Consider the following 19,394-nt stretch of genomic DNA (forward strand, 5'->3'; position numbering starts at 1 on the left):
CTCATGTGAATAAAAACTCTAATATTAGAGCCAAATACACAGGAACCCTCAAATGTGGATAACTCAATAAAATAATTTTAATGCGTCAGCCCTGAGGACATCCCCAGAATTAACAATTTAGCCGTACATTTGCTGAAGAATACTCATTAACAAAAAACATTTAATATATCTACTGCATGCAGGTTCCTACAATGGCAGAAATGCTGATGAACAGTGAAACCCCGGAAGTGTTATTCTGGGTAGGCTGTGCCGGCAGTTTTGATCAACGCGCACAAAGTATCACCAGAGCGTTTGCGACAATTCTAAATAAAACGGGGATAAAATATGCAGTGCTGGGTAAAGAAGAAAGCTGTACCGGAGATCCGGCCAGGAGAGCCGGCAACGAATTTTTGTTTCAGATGATGGCTTATGGAAATATCCAGATACTGAATGGTTACCAAATTAAAAAGATTGTGACCACTTGTCCGCATTGTTTTAATATCCTGAAAAATGAATACCCGGCGCTCGGTGGCAACTATGAGGTCATCCATCATAGCGTGTTTTTGCAACAGCTGCTGGATGAAGGGCGCATCGTATTAAAGGAGGGCGGAAATTTTAAAGGCAGGAAGATTACCTACCATGACAGTTGTTATCTGGGCAGGGCCAATAATATTTATGAGGCCCCCAGAAAGGTACTGGAAGCTCTTGATGCGGAACTGGTAGAAATGAAAAACTGCCGCAGCAAAGGAATGTGTTGCGGAGCCGGCGGTGCCCAGATGTTTAAGGAAGAAGAAAAGGGAGATACCCGTATTAATATAGCCAGGGCTGAGCAGGCACTGGAAACTGAGGCCAGTATTGTGGCCTCGGCCTGTCCGTTTTGTAATACCATGATGGTAGACGGAATTAAAAGTAAAAAACAGGAAGACCATGTCGTGGTAAAAGACATTGCCGAACTGATTGCAGAATCATTAAATTAAGGATTTTAGTTGCATGGATTTAGATTATCAAAAACATATACCGGTAGAATTTGCTGCCGGATCCAAAGTGTGGATCTATCAGGCCAGCAGAAGGCTTGGTATGGCCGAAGCCTTAGAGCTGGAAAGCGACATTCAGGCCTTTTCAGCTGACTGGAATACACATGGAAGGGCCAATACCTCTTATATCAATTTATTTTTCGGGCAATTTCTGGTGATTATGGCCGATGAGGCCCAGGGGCCCGTCAGTGGCTGTAGCACCGATAGCTCCATTCGGTTCGTAAAACAGCTGGAAAAGAAATTCGGGGTGCAGTTCTTTGACCGCCAGTTGCTGGCTTTCATCATTAAAGATGAAATCCAGGTGCTGCCTTTAAATCAACTGGATTATGCCATCAGCCAGGGATTTCTGAATAAGGAGACTTTATATTTCAATAATCTGGTGTCCAGTAAAAAGGATTTGTTGGAGAAATGGCTGGTACCCATCAAGGACAGCTGGCTGGCGGGTAGATTAGAGTTGAACTAGAAAATTCTGACGGATGCCAGAACTCGTCTTTGCTCAGTCAAATCCGGCATTGCATAGCGTTATAAAAGCAGCTGGCTGGCTGCCCTGTTAGCAGCTATCACAGCGCCTTCCATATACCCCGGATGAAATAGAGAGGTCTCAGAACCTGCAAATACAAGCCGGTTGTCCAGATAAGTCTGCTCAAAGGCCGGATGTCCGTTGTTAAAATGCGCCTCCTGAAAAACCTGTTTTCCCGCCAACAGTTCCGGCTGATTCCAGATTTTATCCTGATAATACACCGGAACGCCTGCCTCGGGACCCAGTAAATCGGTTAATTGACGTATTACGTATTTTTCCCTGACTTGCCGGGTATAATCTTTACTGCCACCGTTTAAAAATCCTGTCAGGGCAAATCTGTCTTCCGCTTCCGTACAGTGGTCATACATTTCCGTAATGATTCCTGCATGACTATACAGCATGCCTGAATATCCTGCCTGACGCCAGAAGGGCCGGTCATATTCTATAACGAATTTCAAAGCGCCAGCCATCCATGTCTGAACTTCGGGCAAGAGTTCCAACAAGGGCGCAGGCATACCGTCCGGGAATCTGATCATGGAGGCTGCCACCTGGGGAGGCAGGCAAATGGCCATTTGATCTGCCTGAAAAACCTGCCCGTTTTCAGATACGGCCATTATCATTTCAGGAGACTGCCGGATTTCTATGATTTTGCTATTCAGCCGGATGCTGCCTGAAGGCAGTAGCCGCTGCAAGGCTGTAATAACCGTCTCACTGCCACCTTTAAAACGGTAGGAGGGCGTGGTATTGGAAGGGATTTCAAATGCCTGGGCCGGTTCAAAGGATTTTGTCTGAAACAGGCTTTTACCCCGGTCATATTGAGGGAATTTGTTTAATCCAAGGCCGGTTAACAGATCCAGTAAATGGGGATGCTGCTCAGAAAACCAGGTTGCCCCCAGTTCCATGGGAGTACCACGAACTCCTGTATAGGTTTGTATTCTGCCGCCCAGCCGATCCGTCGCTTCAAGGATAGTTATTTGCCGTTTTTTTTGTGTGGCCAGATAAGCCAGCACAAGACCGCTCAGTCCACCTCCTATGATGATTAAATGGTTAGAATTAGACATAGGCGTAAAAATAAGAAATATTGCCTACTTCATAGTCCGGTGCTTTGCATCAGCTAAGTATTGCCTTGCTACGAATGTTGTAATGAAGCTGGCGGGAAGGCAAACACAGCGGCAGATATAAAAAAAGCTGGGGTATAATAATCGTCTTGCCCGGATGACGGGCCGGTCTTAAAGCCAGAACAGACCGGCACTCTTTCATTAAGGAAAGGCTGCGAAGTCTCCATCGCAGCCCGGACTATTTCCCTGAAGCTGACGGCTTATTCAATACAGTATGGCCAGCGGAGGATCTGGGGTTTTGGCTACCGGTCTATGTTACTGGTCTTGGCCATCTACTGCAGCTGTATTGATCTCAAGACTGTCCGCTCTTTGCTGTTGCTGCTCTTGGAGTTTACGGTAGGCCATATAGAATACGGCGCCCAGGTTTTCATACGGAGGAACATAATCTGCAAACCGGTTGTCACCACTTAACTGCCTGGAAAATTTACCCCACATCTTTAACCAGTTCAGATCCTCACCTTTTTTCAGGGTATTGAGTATGCCTAATATCATGGTGAGGTTCAGATTCCCTACACCTGTCTGTTTACTGGAGATAATCTGTGCCTCCGGAGCCTGGGTAAGCACGTCACTCAGGGATTGAAAGCTGCCGCAGCTGCCCAGAAGAACGACCCTGGCCGTTGGCACCAGCTGTTTAATCGTGGTGGGCAGATAATAGCTGTGTCCCCTGTGCAGGACCATGGTAGGGTGGATGTCATTTTCTATTAAATAATCATCCAGTGCACGCTGTGCTTTATCATCCAGACCCTGGAGCTCATCGAGCGGTTTATTGGTGTAAATTGTTATAGGGGTGCCAGAGGTGGAGCTCACCTTGGACCAGTATTTATTGGCAGTGGATTTCCAGCCGGCCCTGCGCATGGCACTCATAAAATTACTGTAATTGGCGCTGCCGTCTGCATCACCATAAGTAAACTGCTGAATTATAATTCTACCGCTGGTATCTTCCAGGTCTTTGATGGGCATAAAATAGACCGGCCCGATGCCCAGGCTTTTGGACAGATCAATTTTGTTATCCGGGTTCATGGACTGGAACAGGGTATTTAAGATGTCATAGATATTGAATTTTTTGTTGTTCCCTTCCGCTTTTGCCTGCTGCAGCTGCCTTTGGACTTCGTCCACCACTAACTGACTTATTTTAGGGTCATCGATAGAGGCAAAGCTGCCTGCCACGTCTACGGCGTCTTCCAGGGAGTCTTTACCCTGCCCTTTATCCAGATCGCTGACAAAGGCCGTCATCAGGCTTTGGACATTTTCCGGAGCCATGCGTCCCAGAAAATTATCCAGCGTATTGTAGTTGGCTGCCATTTTGATCCATTTTTTATATTTATCCATATGCACCCGGCTGAGCAGACTGTCAGCGTTAAATCCCTTGGGCGCCTTTTGCCAAAGCAGGTTATACAGGCCATAGTCTTTCCCGTTTATGTAACTGGATGTATAGATCTCCAGTTCGTTACAAACGATCAGATAATATATGTCCAGAGCGGACAAGGGTTTCAGGCAGGCATACCTGACGGCGTTTGATCTTTCATGCAGGCCGTTGACTTTATTGATAAATTGATTCATGCCAATGGTATGCAGTCTGTCCTGCATTTGCCGCAGTGCCAGAGGCGTATCTTTTTGTTGCATCCTAGCCGCGTAATGAATCTGTGTCTGAACCAGCAGTTTATAATATTTAACGGGATTATCCAGGGTGGCACGTATCTGATCCACATCCAGGCCCCCGGACTGGATGTCATCTAAAAAGGGAAGCAGCTGCGGACCGATATGCTTGCCGGAAGGATCATGCGCCGTGGCCATACGGGCTATCAGGTTTACCATCGGATCTTTACTCTTGCGGATGGTTTCTCCCAGCGGCGTGGTAGAGGCGGCATAGTCAAATAAGGCCCCGGCATCCTTTCTGGCAATGACACTGATCATGCTGTCTGTGGCCGGAAAGTCATTATTCTGGCTAAGAATATACAGGGCCTTGCCAGGGCGTGCATTGATTTCTTTGCCCAGCAGGATATACTGGAAATGGTCTTTGCCGACATTGTCTTTAAGGGCGAAGTTAAAGGCCAGCAGGGTGCCCACGGCCGGATGATTTGCGCTGAGAATCGGGCTGATGTCTTTATGCTGACTCTCCAGCATCATCGCTTTTTTATAACCTTTGATAGCACTGACCAGTTGAATGCCGGTGATATCTCTGCCCAGAAAGGCTGTTTTATAATTATTAAGCAGTTCCTGAAGGCCTCTGAGAAAACGTATCTTGCTGTTATTGTCAAGGCTGGAAGATTCTATCGTTTCCTGGATCTGGTCAACGCCTGAGCTGACCGCTTCAGTGGTCAGCTGATCCAGTGACTTATTGTCCGGATAAGGCATGAATTTGTCATCTTTTTTCCCGTCCAGCGCACAGACAGCCAGTTGTGCCTGATCTACTTTGTCGTGGAAGCTCTGCCTGGAAAAGGGTATTTTTTGTGCGGGGCTGCGGGAGACTAAAAAGAAAGTCAAAAGACAAATCAGGGCCTTTAACAGGGTATGATTGTCTTTTTTGGGAACATAGGTTATTATCTGCATCTGATCTTTCTGCTTTAGGTGATTGGTCTATTAGGATAGTACAATAAAGATAGCAATTCCTTCTTATAAGCGAATGCTAATTTCGGGCGGACGGTCCGGTAAAAAGCAATTGTCCCCGGCAGCCAATGGGCTACCGGGGACAATGCACTGTTTTAAAAGTATTTGCAAGGCAGGTTTCAGGGGCCGGCTACTGGCCATTCATCGTGATACCTGCTTTGTCTGCTTCAATGCTGTCCTGCTTTTCCTGCTCCTTGTCCTGCAGTTTACGGTAGGCCATATAAAAGACGGCGCCTAAGTTTTCATAAGGGGGGACATAGTCAATAAAGCGGTTATCTCCGCTCAGCTGTTTAGAGAAATTGCCCCACATTTTCACCCAGTTTAAATCCTCGCCTTTTTTAAGGGTATTGAGCATACCCATGATCAGGGTCAGATTGAGGTTTCCGACACCCGTCTGTTTACTGGATATAATCTGAGCTTCCGGTGACTTATTGAGTACCTTGCTCAGGGACTGGAAACTTCCGCAACTTCCCAAAAGCACTACCCGGGCGGACGGTACTAACTGGTCTATCGTGCTTTCCAGGTAGTAGCTATGTCCTCTGTGCAGGACCATGGTCGGATGGATATCATTTTCTTCCAGATAGGAGTTGAGCTCCTGCTGGGCTTTGTCATCGAGCGCCTGGAGCTCATCCAGCGGCTTATTGGTATAGATGGTAATGGGGGTGCCGGAGGTGGAGGAGACCGTGGACCAGTACTGATTGGAAGTAGACTTCCAGCCTGCTCCGCTCACGGCATTCATGAAATTGCCATAGTTTGCCCTTCCGTCTTCATCTCCATAGGTAAACTGTTGAATAATAATCCTTCCGCTGGAGTCTTTCAGGTATTGTATCGGCATAAAATAAACAGGTCCGATACCCAGGCTGGCAGAAAGATCAATATTGTTTTTGGGGTTCATGGATAAAAACAAGGTGTTTAAAATATCATAGATATTAAACTTTTTGGTATTACCTGAAGCCCTGGCTTGCTGGAGCTGACTTTGTACTTCATGGAGCACCAGTTCACTGATCTTTGGATCATCAATGGAGGCATAGCTGCCCGCCACATCCACTGCATCTTCCAGGGAGTCTTTACCAACGCCTTTATCCAGACCTCGCACGAAGGCCAGCATTAGCTGCTGGGCATTTTTAGGCTGCATACGACCCAGAAAATCATCCAGGGTATTATAGTTGGCGGCCATTTTGATCCATTTTTTATACTTGTCAAAATAGACCTTCATCAGCAGGCTGTCACTGGAAAATCCTTTGCCTGCTTTTTGCCAGAGCAGATTGTACACGCCATAATCTTTACCGTTCACATAACTGGAGGTATAGATGATATCTTCGCTGGTAATGGTCAGATAATAAAGATCCAGGGCGGATAAAGGCTTTAAACAGGCGTAGCGCTCCTGATTGGGCTTCTCATGCAAACCGTTGATTTTATTAATAAAATAATCAACGCCTACCTGGTGTATCTTATCTTGAATCTGTTGCATGGCCATCGGGGTGTCTTTTTTCATGACCCGGGCAGCGTAGTGAATCTCTGTTTGTACCAGGAGCTTAAAATAGGCGACCGGGTCGTCCATTTTAGCTTCGATGGATTCTATATCCAGGTTGCCGGCGCTGATTTCATCCAGAAAAGGCATCAGCTGTCTGCCGATAAATTGTCCGGACTGGTTCCTGGCAGAAGCAATCCTGGATATCAGGTTCACCAGCGGATCCTGACTTTTTCGGATGGCCTCCCCTAAATCCGTATAAGAGGCAGCGTAGTTGTAAACCGCATCAGCATCTCTTTTGGCAACCACACTGACTACGCTGTCGGTCGCGGGAAAATCACTATTTCTGCTAAGAATATATAAGGCTTTATCCGGATGGGAGGCAATTTCCTTATCCAGCAGGATGTATTGGAATTTAGGCTTGCCCGGGTTGTCTTTAAATGAAAAGTTGACCGCCAGCAGAGCGGCCACTTCTGCCTTATTGGCTTTGAGAATCGGGCTGATATCTTCATGTTTGATTTCCAGAGCCATAGCGTCCTCATATCCTTTGACGGTATTGGCCAGCTGTGCTCCGGAAATATCTTTGGATAAAAAGGCATTTTTGTAGGCGTATAATAGTTCATACAGGCCTCTTAAAAAGCGAATCTTGCTATTGTTATCCAGATCAGACTTCTCTATGGATTTCTGAACCTTATCTACTTGTTTGGTAATGGCCTTTGTAGCAAGCTTATTAAGTTCCGGATTGTCCGGATAAGGGGTGAATTTATCATCCTTGGTGCCATCCGCGGCACAAACGGATAACTGTGCCTTATCTACCTGCGCGTGAAAACCTTGTCTGGAAAAAGGAATTTCCTGAGCGGAAGCCCGGCTGGCCGTAAAACCCCAGAAAAGACCGAGGCTCATGGCTGCAGTGGCAGTCATGGCTGTACATTTAGCCAGCAGGTTGCAGGAACTCGTCAATAATCGCTTCATTTAATTTATTCTAATTTTTATTCTAGTGTATGGTATAATATAATAATTTGTCCGGTCATTCTATTTTATCCCAAGGGTGTCGTATTTATTTTGAATTAATATAATTGATTCAAAATAAATTACGTTTTTTAATTTCTTTTTTAGTTGAGCAGGTCAGTTTTACAAACTACCCGCTTTGAATCTGAACTGCCAAAGTGTTTAAAACGTTATAAATAGACCAGTATCAGACCTGCGGAACCTGAAAAGGTTTATATTTTCAGGTGTTATTGCTAGTTTAAACGATAGCCTATGCTATACCCGATGGTTAAAATAGTACCCCTGAGGCCTTACTTGGAAAAATCGCCCTTTAATATTTTCGGATTACAGCAAAAATACGACCAAATGGGAGCAATTACAACCTTTGCTTTGATAATTAGGAGCTCAGTAAGAAGGGCTGAGCAAACAGAGAATCAGAATCAGACTTTCCGGACACATGGAAGATAATGTTATATTTGTGTTTTCGGTTAACAATTAGATAATCTCTAAATAGAGGGGCTTGATGAATAAGCCTTTAATTTTGTGTCAACAAATTATTAGATATGGATGCACCAGCACGTAAGATTTTAATCGTAGATGACGAACCGGATATCTTAGAAATCATTGGTTATCACTTAAGAAAAGAAGGTTTTGATGTCTATGAGGCTCCGGACGGCAACCGGGCTATTGAACTGGCCCGTCAGGTAAAGCCGGATCTGATTGTACTTGACCGGATGATGCCGGGTAAAAATGGCCTTGAAGTACTGGAAATTTTAAGAGCGCAGCCGGCTTTTGAGGATACGCTAATAATATTTCTGACCGCTGTGGGAGGGGATGCCCATGAAATTGAAGGATTAGAAGGGGGTGCTGATGATTATGTCAATAAACCCATTAAGCCTAAGTTGCTGATTAGCAGAATAAATGCCTTACTTAGACGGAGTCCCAAGGTAGAAGATGATAAAGTTCTGGAAATTAACGATATAAAAATTGATCCGGTGCAATTTATTGTGTATATTGAGGGGCAACCCAAATTACTGGCTAAGAAGGAATTTGCACTGTTATATCTGCTGGCTTCAAAACCGGGACGGGTCTTCCTCAGAACAGAGATTCTCCATAAAGTATGGGGTACGGATGTTATTGTTGGTGACCGTACCATAGATGTACATATACGCAAGATTCGTTCAAAGCTGGATTTGGATTGTATAACGACCGTAAAGGGAGTCGGTTATAAGTTTGAACTCCCCAGTTAATCATCCAAAATCGCGCGGGACAAGCGTATAATTATGGTGCGCACAAAGAACTTTTCGCCCAGCCAGCTGGCACTCTTTACCGCACTGCTGATTAGTGTAGCAGTGGGTATTTGTTTTCTGTTTTTCAACATCCTGTGGTGGCATGCCGTTATTGCTACCGTTTGTGTTTTCTTGTGTAATTATTTTATTTTCCGGGAGGTACTGCGCCGGTTCGTCTTCAGAAAGATTAAGCTGATTTATAAATTAATCTATCAGACCAAGGCCTCCAAAAGGGAAGAAATGTATTATAAGCATGTATTGCCGCAGAAGTCCATCCAGGAAGTGGAACAGGATGTGACTGCCTGGGCCAATAGGCGCAGTGAAGAAATAGAATCACTGCGTTTTATGGAACAATACCGCAAGGAGTTTTTGCAGAACTTTGCCCATGAGATCAAGACGCCTATTTTTGCTGTCCAGGGTTATTTAAATATCCTGTCTTCAGGAGATATTGAAGATCCGGATAAAATACAGGAATATATAGCCAAGGCTGAGCATAATGTAGACCGTATGGTGCACCTGGTCAGTGATATTGATAAAATCTCCAAACTGGAATCCGGTCAACAGGAGCTGGAAAGAACGGATTTTATCATTCAGGATGTCATCAAGGAAGTCTTGCATAATTTGAATTTACAGATAGAAGGCAAAAAACTGCAATTTGGCATCAAAAGAGGATGTGAGTCTCCCGTACATGTCTATGCGGATAAAGAAAAGATACGTCAGGTGATTATCAATTTAGTGACCAATGCAGCCAAATATGCCAGCAGTATCGGCGAGGTGACGGCAAGTGTATATAAAATGGACGAAAATCAGGTCCTTATAGAAATTTCTGATAATGGAATCGGTATTGCAGAAGAGCACCTGCCCCGCATTTTTGAACGGTTTTACCGCACTGACAGCGGACGTAGCCGCAACAGTGGCGGAACGGGACTGGGGCTGGCCATCTGTAAGCATATTATAGAAGCGCATGGCCAGACCATTCATGTACGCAGTAAACAAGGCGTGGGAACGACCGTCGGATTTACACTGGCGGCTAAGAAAACCGATCTGCCTACAGAGAAACCTGAAGGTAAAGGCCTCGAAAAATCGGCCAGAGTAACGGACATAGCCTAGCCGGCCGTTAAAATGAATCTATTAAAGACTATAATTATATTAAAAAAGGTGACTTAAAACAAGTCACCTTTTTTAATAATAGTCAATTCAATGGTTAATTTCTATGGTCATCAGAATGGGGGTGTCCATGATGATGCGGATGCGGATGTTGTTCATCACTATGATAATGTTCTTTCATGGACCTGATTTTGGCTTCAAATTCCTCAATGGTGAAGGCCTGATCCAGGCTGAAATCTCCAATCTTTGTTCTGCACAGACTGCTCAGATAGGCGCCGGTTTGTAAATGGCTGCCATAATCATTAGCCAGGGTCCGGATATAAGTGCCGGTAGAGCAAACGACCCTGAAATGAATCCTGGGAAGGGTAAAGTTATGGATATCCGTAATCTCAAAGGCTTCAATAGTAATTTTACGGGGATCCAGTTTTATTTCTTCTCCTTTCCTGGCCGCCAAATAAGCCGGCTTACCGTCTTTTTTGATAGCTGAATGGATAGGAGGTGTCTGCAGAATCTCCCCTGTAAAAACCCGTGTGGCTTCCTGTAGCTGTTCTTTGGTAATCTGCTGATAGGGCAGAAAGTTTTCAGGTTCACTTTCCAGATCATAGGTTGGCGTGGTGGCTCCCAGCGTAAAGCTGCCGGTATATTCCTTGATTTGAGCCATAAAGGTATTAATCCTTTTGGTAAAGGCGCCGGTACAGATAATCAGAAGCCCTGTGGCCAGCGGATCCAGCGTGCCGGCATGTCCCACCTTGGATACCCCGGTCAGGATGCGGATTTTTTTGACCGCATCAAAAGAAGTCCAGTGCAAAGGTTTATTGAGTAAAATTACCTGGCCGTCTAAAAAGGGCTGCATGGCCGGGTGTATAGGTTTTTGCCGCATGATAATAAAATCTCCTAGTTGAATTTAATGGCTCTGACCGGCTGTATCTTTTTGACGAAAAAAGTAGGTATCAAAAGTGCCAGGTAGCAGACTAAAAATGTGCCGGACGCGATCAGTATGACCTGGTACCAGTTGATCATTACAGGTGCTACCCGGATGTAATAGGCTGATTCGTCCAGTTTTAACAGGCCGGTATATTGCTGTAGCCAGCAAATACCTAATCCCAAAATAAGACCGAACAGCACGCCCCTGATAGCAATCAGAGATGAGTGATATAAAAATACTTTTTGAATAACCCAGTTACTGCTGCCCAGGGATTTTAAAACACCCGTCATAGGTGTTCTTTCCAATACCAGGATTAATAGACAGGTAATCAGGTTAATGACGGCTACAATGGCCATAATGATGTAGATGACCTGTTTGTTTACGTCCTGGATATTGAGCCAGTCAAAGATGTTGGGATAGACTTCCTGAATGGTTTTGGCCACCCAGGTATCAGGCAGCACCTGGTAAAGCTGGGAGGCGATTGCATTCATGTTGCCCGGATCTTTTAAAAATACTTCATAACCGCCGATTTCATTTTTATTCCAATTATTGATGCGGCGTATCAGTCTTAAATCGGCCAGGGCAAAAAGCTTGTCATATTCCTCAATGCCCGTCTTATAAAATCCGACCACTTTCAGGCTGCGTCTTTGCGCAGGCTGGCTGGCGCTGGTAATAAAATATACGGATACGGTGTCACCGAGTTTTATTTTCAGTTCATCGGCGATGGGTTTGGAAATCACGATTTCCTTGCTGTAGCTGCTGTCCTGAAAAGACAGCCAGCGGCCGCCCGCCTGAAATCTTTGCAGATTGGAAAAATCATATCCCTGATCCACCCCTTTGATCAGAATGCCTTCTATATCTTTTTTGTGCTCAATAACGGCTGATTTGGTGGCAAAGGCCTGATACTTCCTGATTTGAGGATTTTGCTGGAGAATGGAATCCACCAGCATATTTTGTTCCAGCGGGGTCTCTTCCGCCACCAGGGCTTTAATGGGTTCAAACTGCTGCACCCGGATATGGCCCCAGAAATTGTAGATTTTATCAGATATTGCATGTTGAAACCCGTTGACAAAGGAAGAAGAAATAATCATCGCCGCCACGCTGATGGCAGTCGCCACCGTTGCCAGCCGGATAATGAATCTGGAAAAGGATTTTTGCCGGTTAAAGGCAATTCGCCTGGCGATAAAGGAAGCTACATTCATGTAGTTGCGCTTAGTTGACTTCTTTTTTACCTGTTGTACGTTCCGAGTTTACTCTTAAACGTTTCTATATCAAGAAAAATTATATTTATTGGACCGGTGCGAAGTTAATAAATCTGAGGGCATTCAAAGGGGAGGAGGCTGGCAATTTTTTAAATGAACCTGCGTTAGTAGGTGGGTATCCCTGTTTTTTCATTCCTGCAGTATTAAACGAAGCGGTAATAACCCCGTATTTTATGCAATGAGTAGTTGTACCGGTTTGAGGCAGGAAGGAAAACATAAGTTATATTTAATGGGAATTTTGACTACTGAAAATTGAATATTTTAATCAATAATATGAATATCGTTTATAAAGAGTTGATTATTGATAAAAAAAATAGTGCACGCACCAATAAAATACGGAAGGTTGTCCAACTAATCATTGGGATAAGTCTTTGTCTGCAGGCAGGTGCCCAGCCGACGCGTGGCGGATTTCCTCACCTTCGGCCGGATCAGCCGGATATTCATGGTGTTCTGTTTTCCAAAGCGGGGACGCCCTTGAGTTACCCCGAAATGGAGTTAGGCGGAACTGCCACACTGGAGCTTAGTTTTGATGATTTTGATGCCCGGCTTAAAAATTACAGTTATACGTACCAGCGTTGTGACCAGAACTGGGAACCGGTGTTACAATCGAGCTTTGACTATATCAAAGGGTTTGCACAAAACAGAATACAGGCAGGGCAATTTAGTTCTCTGACCAGGACTAAATATGTGCATTATACGGCAACTTTACCTACCGGTCAGTCTCAGATTACCAAAAGCGGTAATTATTTAATAAAAGTATATCTGGACGGGGACAGTTCCAAGCTGGCCTTTGAAAGACGCATGCTGGTGGTGGATCCCAAGGTGACGGTGTCGGCAAGTGTTATCCGGCCCAGTGGAGGAGGTCCCATGGGACAGGGGGATCAGCAGTGTCTGGATCTATCCATAACGGTGAACCGCCTAAGTCTGCAAAATCCCAGAGATCAGATAAAAGTGGTTGTCTTACAAAACTGGCGCTGGGTGGGGGCCCTGCGGAACCTGCAGCCAAGTTTTATGCGGGGTACAACTTATCAATACAATAGCCAGCGGGATTTATTATTTGCAGCGGGCAAAGAATACCGCTGGGCGGATCTTAGAAGTTTCAGGTTTTTAAGCGACCGGGTGGCTGCTGCCCGTGAACTGGATGGTAATCCGGCGGATTATGAAGTAACGCTCAAAGTAGATGATGAGCGCGCCGCTTCGCAGTATATGCCTTACCAGGACTACAACGGATTTTATCAGATTGCCAGCACGGACAATAACCAGGTGAGCTTTCAGGGACAGTATGCGCTGGTGCGTTTTAGCTATAAGAGCGCTACAGGAACCGCTTATGATAACCAGGATCTGTATATCCTGGGACAATTTAATCAATACAGAAAGGACGATCAGAGCCGCATGGTATATAACCCTGCCAAGGGGTTATATGAGAAGACCCTGCTGTTAAAGCAAGGCTATTATAGTTATTTATATGGTCTGGCCAGCCAGACAGATCAGAGCCTGAGTACGGATATTACAGAGGGTAATTACTGGGAAACGGAAAATACGTATACGGTCCTGGTTTATTATACGTCTTACAGCGACCGGGCGCCTGAGCTGGTGGCCTGTCAGAGTGTTAGTTCAAGAAAGTAATCGGATCAGCTAAACCCTACAGATAATTCTCTTTTCTGCCACGTAAACAAAATAAGTGCTTGTATTCAGGTGATTAAAAGCAAAAGTGGTTCATAGCGTAATTACTCCATGAACCACTTTTACTTCAGGAACCTGAATCGTTTGAATTAAAAGCTCTATTCTTTAGCGTTAGAGGCCATTTTCTGCTCTTTGCTGATAAATGGCATGTTCCATCCCGGAGATTTCTGCCAGCCCTTTTAATCGGCCGACAAATGAATAGCCGGGAAAGCTGTCGATGTGCTGATCGATGGAAAGCTGATGTCCATGGTCCGGCCGCATGGGGATGGACCGGTTTTCTGTATGTTGCAGTTCTGCCGCCAGCTTAATGATGGTATATAAGTCGGCGTCTCCTGCCAGATGGTCATCCTCAAAGAAATTACCGGCGGGATCTCTTTTCGTGCTTCTCAGATGCAGAAAATAAACGCGGCTGCCGAACTCTCTGAACATTTTAGGCAGATCATTTTCTTTACGGGCTCCATAAGAGCCGGTGCAAAAACAAAGTCCCACATGAGAAGAAGTTGTGTTCTCCAGCATAGCCCGGATATGGTCCGCATGACTCATAATCCTGGGCAGTCCCAGTACCGCAAAAGGCGGATCATCGGGATGGATTGCCATTTTAACCCCGCTTTGTTCCAGGGCAGGAGTGATCTCGTTTAAAAACTGAAATAAATGAGACTGTAAGGTCTTTTCATCTATACCTTCAAACTCTTTTAAAAGCGCCAGAATGTTTTCCCTGGAAAATGCTTCTTTACTGCCGGGAAGACCCTGCATGCAGCTGGAAGCAAGCGCCGCTTTTTTATCTTCTGATAAATGATCAAAGTAAGCTTTAGCTGCAGCCGTCTGCTGCTCATTATAATCTTTTTCTACGCCTGGCCTTTTTAAGATAAACAAGTCAAAGGCCCTGAATGCGTCCCATTCAAAACGCAGGGCAGAGCCGGTTTTGGTAGGGTAAAACAGGTCCGTTCTCAGCCAATCCAGCACCGGCATAAAATTATAGGTCACCACCTGGATACCCTGGGCGCCCAGATTATGCAGGCTGGTTTTATAGTTGTCAATCCACTGCTGGTAATTTCCGCTTCTTTTTTTGATGTCCTCATGTACGGGCAGCGATTCAACGACCTGCCAGTTAAGGCCTGCGGCCTCTACTTCGTGTTTTCTTTTTCTGATTTCGTCCTCTGTCCAGACTTCACCTACCGGGATGTGATGCAGCGCAGTTACCACACCGGTGCAACCTGCCTGGGCTATATCCCGAAGGCTGACACCGTCCTGAGGTCCATACCAGCGCATTGTTTTTTGTAACATAATCGCTTATTTTGTAATTGTAGAAGTGGGGAATGTGTAATGTTGTTATCGTTATCTTTGCTGAGTATTTAAATGCCTCCGTAGACGGTATAGCCACCGTCTACCGTAATGGTTTCTCCGGTTACAAATTTAGAGGCATCACTAAGCAAATATATCAGGGCTCCGTTTAGTTCCTCCGGTTTGCCAAATCTGCCATAGGGCGTCGCGCGGATAATTTTTTCGCCTCTGTCCGTCAGGCTGCCGTCTTCGTTGGTGAGCATGCGGCGGTTTTGCTCTGTCAGGAAAAATCCGGGCGTAATAGAATTCACCCTGATCTTGCCCTGGTGGCGGGTGGCGGCCTCCACGCCAAACCATTCTGTATAGGTGTCAATGGCAGATTTACCCATACTGTATCCCAGTACACGGGTGAGCACTTTTTTAGAACTCACCGAAGAAATATTAACGATACTGCCGCCGGTATTCAGCATGGAGGCGCCGAAAATATGTGTAGGGACAATACTTCCCCATAGATTTAAATCCATGGCTTTTTTAGTCGCTTCGATATTTAAATCAAAGATATCCTGTTCTGGTTTAAGCAGCGCTTCAGGCACATTGCCGCCTGCCGCATTTACCAGACCGTTGATCTTACCATAGGCAGATAAAATCTGGTCCCGTGCGCTGATCAGCTGCTCCTGTTGCATGACATCTGCCTGTATGGCCAGCGCCTCGCCTCCAAGTGCTTCTACTTCATTTTTTTTCTCTTCCAGGCGCTCTTTATTACGGCCTATAATTACCACCCTTGCCCCCGCCTTCGCGATGGCTAACACAAAAGAACCGCCTAGAATACCGGTTCCGCCGGTGACAACAATTACTTTATCTTTTAATGAAAATTCGTCCATCATAATTTTTGTTTGAATCTGTTTAATTAAGTCTTTTTGAATGATGTTTGTGAAAAATGTTTATATAAAGCGCATGCATTTCAGCTGGGACTATCTGTTGTGCAAGCTCCAAATGACTAGACCTTATTTTTTCTTGTCTTCGGCAATCAGTTTATTATGCTGTAACCAGTGTTGCAGCCTTTTCATCCAGTCGTCAGCAGTATGTTTGTTGTGTCCGCCAAACCCGTGTCCGCCGTTTTGATACATATGCAGTTCAACAGGTACTTTGTGCCGCAGTAAGGCTGTTACATAATTAAGGCTGTTGGCCGGCGGAACGCCGTTGTCATCAGAGGCCAGCACTAGAAATGTTTTGGGTGTACTGTCGGTGACCTGTTTTTCCAGGGAGAACTGATCTACCAGGGCGGCGTCAGGATTACTGCCTAACAGCGCAGTTCTGGAACCCATGTGGGTGATTTCTTTTTGCATGGAAATGACCGGGTAGGCCAGAATCGAAAAGTCCGGACGAAGGCTGCTGACTGCCGGTCGGGCGCTGCCTAATACATCCTTATGATAAAGGGTGGACAGACTTGCCGCCAGATGACCTCCGGCGGAAAATCCCATAATGCCGATTTGATCGGGTGATACCTCCCATTTAGCCGCTTCACTTCTGACAAGGGCAATGGCGCGCTCTGCATCCATTAATGGCCCTATTGATTTATTTTCCATTATCTGGTCGGAGGGTAATCGGTATTTTAAGACAAAGGCTGTGATTCCCCAGCCCGCAAGTCTTTTGGCGATTGCAGTGCCTTCCAGATTAAAAGCCAGTATCTGATACCCGCCACCGGGACAGATAATAACTGCCGTGTGGGCATTCACCGGTCCGGTAGGTTTGAAGACCGTGAGGGTAGGATCGGTTACTTTATTCAGGCGGATCACGCCGTCTTTGCCGGTAGTTGAACCTTCTTTATAACTGGCATCTGCTTTACTGCCAGGGATGTTGGAATATAACGGTATCACTTGTTGTGCCTTTAAAGCGTTGAGACTGGTGAGGGTGCTGGTGAGGGTGAGCCCTAACCCCAAAATCCAGCTCAATGTTCCGGGAGATGGAAAAGGTTTTTTCATACAATAATATTTAAAAAAAAGAATAGTGTTGTTTTTTTAAGGCCATCACTATCCTTTTTTAAGTTTTATAAATCTGTAATCAACTTATAGCGGGGGACCAGTGCCTTCATACAAACCCAGGCAACCAGGTAGGCCACCGCACAAATGGCGAACATGATGGTGTAGCCGGTAGACAGGTGACCTTCTTTGGCATAGGCATCAAAGATCCAGCCGCCGATTTTGCTGATAACAACGCCGCCAATTCCTCCTGCCAGGCCTCCGATACCGGTTACGGTACCTACGGCTTTCTTAGGGAACATATCTGAAACGGTGGTGAAGATATTAGCTGACCAGGCCTGATGCGCAGAGGCGCCGATGCCGATGAAAAATACCGGAACCCAGAAACTGATGTGTCCCAGGGGTTGAGCCAAAAGCACCAGTAGCGGAAATAGCGCAATAATAAACATGGCCCTCATACGTCCGTCATAAGGAGACATGCCCTTATTGATAAAGTATTTTGGAAAATAGCCGCCGCCGATACTACCAAACATGGTCATGGTGTATAAAACTGCCAGCGGTATCATAATAGCTTCGCCGCTGATGCCATATTCCGCATCCAGATAAGCGGGCAGCCAAAACAGGAAAAACCACCAAACACCGTCCGTCATAAATTTACCAATGGCAAACGCCCAGGTTTGTTTATACCCCAATAAAGTGCGCCATTTAGGTTTCTGTTCTGCTTTATCCGGATTGACCAGTGCCTTTTCATGCGTTTCATCACTATTGATATAAGCCAGTTCTTCAGCGGAAAGTCTTTTTTGATTTTCTGGTTTATCATAATAGATCCACCAGAAAATCAGCCATAAAAAGCCCATGGCTCCGATGGAGATAAAAGCAGCCTGCCAGCCCCAGTGTTTTTCAATCCAGGGTACAGTAAGGGGAGCCAGTACGGCTCCGATATTAGCGCCCGAGTTGAAAATACCGGTGGCATAAGCCCTGTCTTTTTTAGGAAAATACTCCGCGGTTGCCTTAATGGCCGCCGGGAAGTTACCGGCTTCACCAATAGCCAGTACGGAACGGGATATTAAAAAGCCAAATACAGAAAACGGGAAAATGGTCAGACCCAACAGACCGAAGAAGTTAACCAGGGCTTCTCCCATAGGAATGGCCAGCGCATGCAGCATCGCACCTAAAGACCAGATAATCAGGGCCCAGCTATAACCTTTTTTCGTGCCTATTCTGTCTATGATTCTTCCTGCAAAAAGCAGGGCAAGGGCATAGACGAACTGGAAAATAGCGGTGATATTCGCATAATCCGTATTGGTCCAGTGATATTCTTTGGATAAGGTAGGTTGTAACAGACTCAGGACCTGTCTGTCTAAGTAGTTAATGGTGGTAGCAGCAAAGAGAAGTGCACATATGGTCCACCTGTACTTTCCCACTTGTTTCTGCATCTGATTTGTCATTATAAATTGTTTTTAATCGTTTGGGTGAGTGTCAGTACTTTCTGGGTTGTATTGGTAAGCGTAGTGTAATCCTCGTTTTCCAGTATTGCTTTGGTGATTAATTTACTGCCCATGCCCACTGCTGAGACGCCGGATTTGAACCAGGCAGTGATATTTTCCTGTTCCAGGGAGACTCCGCCGGTAGGCATAAACAAAATATCAGGAAATAAAGGTTTAATGGCTGATACAAAAGAAGGGCCGAGCAGATTGCCCGGAAACAGCTTTACAAAGCCCACGCCGTTTTGTTCTGCCAGGTTAATCTCTGAGGCGGTCATACAACCCGGAATCCAGGTAAGGTTATGTTTTTGCACATAATCACTGATGGGCTGATAAAAGCAGGGAGAAATTAAAAAGTCTGCTCCTGCCTGGTGATAAGCTTCGGCCTGCTGCTCATTTTTAATGGTGCCAATGCCCAGCAATAAATCAGGCATAGAGGCCTTTTTGAGTTCCAGCATTGCCTTGAAGTTCTCCAGGGCAGCCTCACCCCGGTTGGTATATTCTACCACACGGATGCCGGCTTCGTAGAGTGCCTGTAAGGTAGACAGTGATACTTCTCTTTTTTGATGAAAATAAAGCGGCAGGAGGCCCTGGTTTTTTATTTTCTCAAAAATAGCTTTAGATTCATTTGAAATTGTTGCCATAATAATGCGTTCGGGATATGAGGA

At 45.5% G+C, this 19,394-nt stretch carries 15 protein-coding genes; 5 read left to right on the plus strand and 10 right to left on the minus strand.

Annotation, left to right across the window (positions count from 1 at the left end; all coding sequences use genetic code 11):
- Nucleotides 1-176: 176 nt before the first annotated feature.
- Nucleotides 177-956 (plus strand): (Fe-S)-binding protein, encoded by a 780-nt coding sequence (locus tag BLU80_RS13595; RefSeq protein WP_091399556.1) that lies wholly within the window; start codon nucleotides 177-179, stop codon nucleotides 954-956.
- Between the two features lie 13 nt (nucleotides 957-969).
- Nucleotides 970-1,476 (plus strand): hypothetical protein, encoded by a 507-nt coding sequence (locus BLU80_RS13600; protein WP_091399558.1) that lies wholly within the window; start codon nucleotides 970-972, stop codon nucleotides 1,474-1,476.
- 59 nt (nucleotides 1,477-1,535) lie between these two features.
- On the opposite strand, the gene BLU80_RS13605 is transcribed toward BLU80_RS13600, so the two are convergent.
- From BLU80_RS13605 to BLU80_RS13615, 3 genes are all read right to left on the minus strand, one after another.
- On the minus strand, nucleotides 1,536-2,594 hold the full coding sequence (locus tag BLU80_RS13605) for a flavin monoamine oxidase family protein (protein ID WP_091399560.1): 1,059 nt from the start codon (nucleotides 2,592-2,594) through the stop codon (nucleotides 1,536-1,538).
- A gap of 312 nt (nucleotides 2,595-2,906) precedes the next feature.
- Nucleotides 2,907-5,201, minus strand: a complete 2,295-nt coding sequence (locus BLU80_RS13610) for a hypothetical protein (protein WP_091399562.1) — start codon at nucleotides 5,199-5,201, stop codon at nucleotides 2,907-2,909.
- 187 nt (nucleotides 5,202-5,388) lie between these two features.
- Complete coding sequence (locus BLU80_RS13615) at nucleotides 5,389-7,701, minus strand: hypothetical protein (protein WP_091399564.1); 2,313 nt, start codon at nucleotides 7,699-7,701, stop codon at nucleotides 5,389-5,391.
- A gap of 578 nt (nucleotides 7,702-8,279) precedes the next feature.
- On the opposite strand from BLU80_RS13615, the gene BLU80_RS13625 reads away from it, so the two are divergent.
- Both BLU80_RS13625 and BLU80_RS13630 read left to right on the plus strand, forming a co-directional pair.
- Nucleotides 8,280-8,966: a response regulator gene (locus BLU80_RS13625; protein ID WP_091399569.1), complete on the plus strand. Its 687-nt coding sequence runs from the start codon at nucleotides 8,280-8,282 to the stop codon at nucleotides 8,964-8,966.
- Between the two features lie 33 nt (nucleotides 8,967-8,999).
- Nucleotides 9,000-10,115, plus strand: coding sequence for a sensor histidine kinase (locus BLU80_RS13630; RefSeq protein ID WP_091399572.1), 1,116 nt, complete (start codon nucleotides 9,000-9,002; stop codon nucleotides 10,113-10,115).
- Nucleotides 10,116-10,209: 94 nt separating this feature from the next.
- Here the strand turns inward: BLU80_RS13630 and truB are convergent, their stop codons facing one another.
- Both truB and BLU80_RS13640 read right to left on the minus strand, forming a co-directional pair.
- On the minus strand, nucleotides 10,210-10,992 hold the full coding sequence (gene truB / locus BLU80_RS13635; protein WP_244518925.1) for a tRNA pseudouridine(55) synthase TruB: 783 nt from the start codon (nucleotides 10,990-10,992) through the stop codon (nucleotides 10,210-10,212).
- Nucleotides 10,993-11,006: 14 nt separating this feature from the next.
- Complete coding sequence (locus tag BLU80_RS13640; RefSeq protein WP_091399574.1) at nucleotides 11,007-12,239, minus strand: ABC transporter permease; 1,233 nt, start codon at nucleotides 12,237-12,239, stop codon at nucleotides 11,007-11,009.
- A 333-nt stretch (nucleotides 12,240-12,572) separates the two neighbouring features.
- Between BLU80_RS13640 and BLU80_RS13650 the strand changes: the two genes are divergently transcribed.
- Nucleotides 12,573-13,925, plus strand: coding sequence for a type IX secretion system plug protein (locus tag BLU80_RS13650; protein ID WP_091399578.1), 1,353 nt, complete (start codon nucleotides 12,573-12,575; stop codon nucleotides 13,923-13,925).
- 168 nt (nucleotides 13,926-14,093) lie between these two features.
- Here the strand turns inward: BLU80_RS13650 and uxuA are convergent, their stop codons facing one another.
- The 5 genes from uxuA to BLU80_RS13675 all read right to left on the minus strand — a co-directional run bounded on the left by uxuA (nucleotide 14,094) and on the right by BLU80_RS13675 (nucleotide 19,370).
- Nucleotides 14,094-15,266 carry a mannonate dehydratase gene (gene uxuA, locus BLU80_RS13655; protein WP_091399581.1) on the minus strand — a complete coding sequence of 391 codons (1,173 nt, stop codon included), beginning with the start codon at nucleotides 15,264-15,266 and terminating at the stop codon, nucleotides 14,094-14,096.
- 68 nt (nucleotides 15,267-15,334) lie between these two features.
- The gene (locus BLU80_RS13660) at nucleotides 15,335-16,147 is read right to left on the minus strand and encodes an SDR family oxidoreductase (protein ID WP_091399584.1); all 813 of its coding nucleotides are present in this window, start codon (nucleotides 16,145-16,147) and stop codon (nucleotides 15,335-15,337) included.
- 120 nt (nucleotides 16,148-16,267) lie between these two features.
- Nucleotides 16,268-17,245: an alpha/beta hydrolase gene (locus tag BLU80_RS13665; RefSeq protein ID WP_091399586.1), complete on the minus strand. Its 978-nt coding sequence runs from the start codon at nucleotides 17,243-17,245 to the stop codon at nucleotides 16,268-16,270.
- Nucleotides 17,246-17,310: 65 nt separating this feature from the next.
- Nucleotides 17,311-18,690, minus strand: coding sequence for an MFS transporter (locus BLU80_RS13670; RefSeq protein ID WP_244518927.1), 1,380 nt, complete (start codon nucleotides 18,688-18,690; stop codon nucleotides 17,311-17,313).
- Nucleotides 18,690-19,370 carry a bifunctional 4-hydroxy-2-oxoglutarate aldolase/2-dehydro-3-deoxy-phosphogluconate aldolase gene (locus BLU80_RS13675; protein ID WP_091399589.1) on the minus strand — a complete coding sequence of 227 codons (681 nt, stop codon included), beginning with the start codon at nucleotides 19,368-19,370 and terminating at the stop codon, nucleotides 18,690-18,692. Before BLU80_RS13675 ends, BLU80_RS13670 begins: the two co-directional genes overlap by 1 nt.
- Nucleotides 19,371-19,394: the final 24 nt, after the last annotated feature.

It is taken from the genome of Arachidicoccus rhizosphaerae (genome assembly GCF_900107765.1).
GTDB classification, from domain to species: Bacteria; Bacteroidota; Bacteroidia; order Chitinophagales; family Chitinophagaceae; genus Arachidicoccus; species Arachidicoccus rhizosphaerae.

Coding starts and splice junctions, on each gene's coding strand:
- BLU80_RS13610 (WP_091399562.1), bottom strand. CDS start 5,201: ATGCAGATAATAACCTATGTTCCCAAAAAAGACAATCATACCCTGTTA.
- truB (WP_244518925.1), bottom strand. CDS start 10,992: ATGCGGCAAAAACCTATACACCCGGCCATGCAGCCCTTTTTAGACGGC.
- BLU80_RS13630 (WP_091399572.1), top strand. CDS start 9,000: ATGGTGCGCACAAAGAACTTTTCGCCCAGCCAGCTGGCACTCTTTACC.
- BLU80_RS13615 (WP_091399564.1), bottom strand. CDS start 7,701: ATGAAGCGATTATTGACGAGTTCCTGCAACCTGCTGGCTAAATGTACA.
- BLU80_RS13665 (WP_091399586.1), bottom strand. CDS start 17,245: ATGAAAAAACCTTTTCCATCTCCCGGAACATTGAGCTGGATTTTGGGG.
- BLU80_RS13675 (WP_091399589.1), bottom strand. CDS start 19,370: ATGGCAACAATTTCAAATGAATCTAAAGCTATTTTTGAGAAAATAAAA.
- BLU80_RS13670 (WP_244518927.1), bottom strand. CDS start 18,690: ATGACAAATCAGATGCAGAAACAAGTGGGAAAGTACAGGTGGACCATA.
- uxuA (WP_091399581.1), bottom strand. CDS start 15,266: ATGTTACAAAAAACAATGCGCTGGTATGGACCTCAGGACGGTGTCAGC.
- BLU80_RS13625 (WP_091399569.1), top strand. CDS start 8,280: ATGGATGCACCAGCACGTAAGATTTTAATCGTAGATGACGAACCGGAT.
- BLU80_RS13660 (WP_091399584.1), bottom strand. CDS start 16,147: ATGATGGACGAATTTTCATTAAAAGATAAAGTAATTGTTGTCACCGGC.
- BLU80_RS13600 (WP_091399558.1), top strand. CDS start 970: ATGGATTTAGATTATCAAAAACATATACCGGTAGAATTTGCTGCCGGA.
- BLU80_RS13595 (WP_091399556.1), top strand. CDS start 177: ATGCAGGTTCCTACAATGGCAGAAATGCTGATGAACAGTGAAACCCCG.
- BLU80_RS13650 (WP_091399578.1), top strand. CDS start 12,573: ATGAATATCGTTTATAAAGAGTTGATTATTGATAAAAAAAATAGTGCA.
- BLU80_RS13605 (WP_091399560.1), bottom strand. CDS start 2,594: ATGTCTAATTCTAACCATTTAATCATCATAGGAGGTGGACTGAGCGGT.
- BLU80_RS13640 (WP_091399574.1), bottom strand. CDS start 12,239: ATGAATGTAGCTTCCTTTATCGCCAGGCGAATTGCCTTTAACCGGCAA.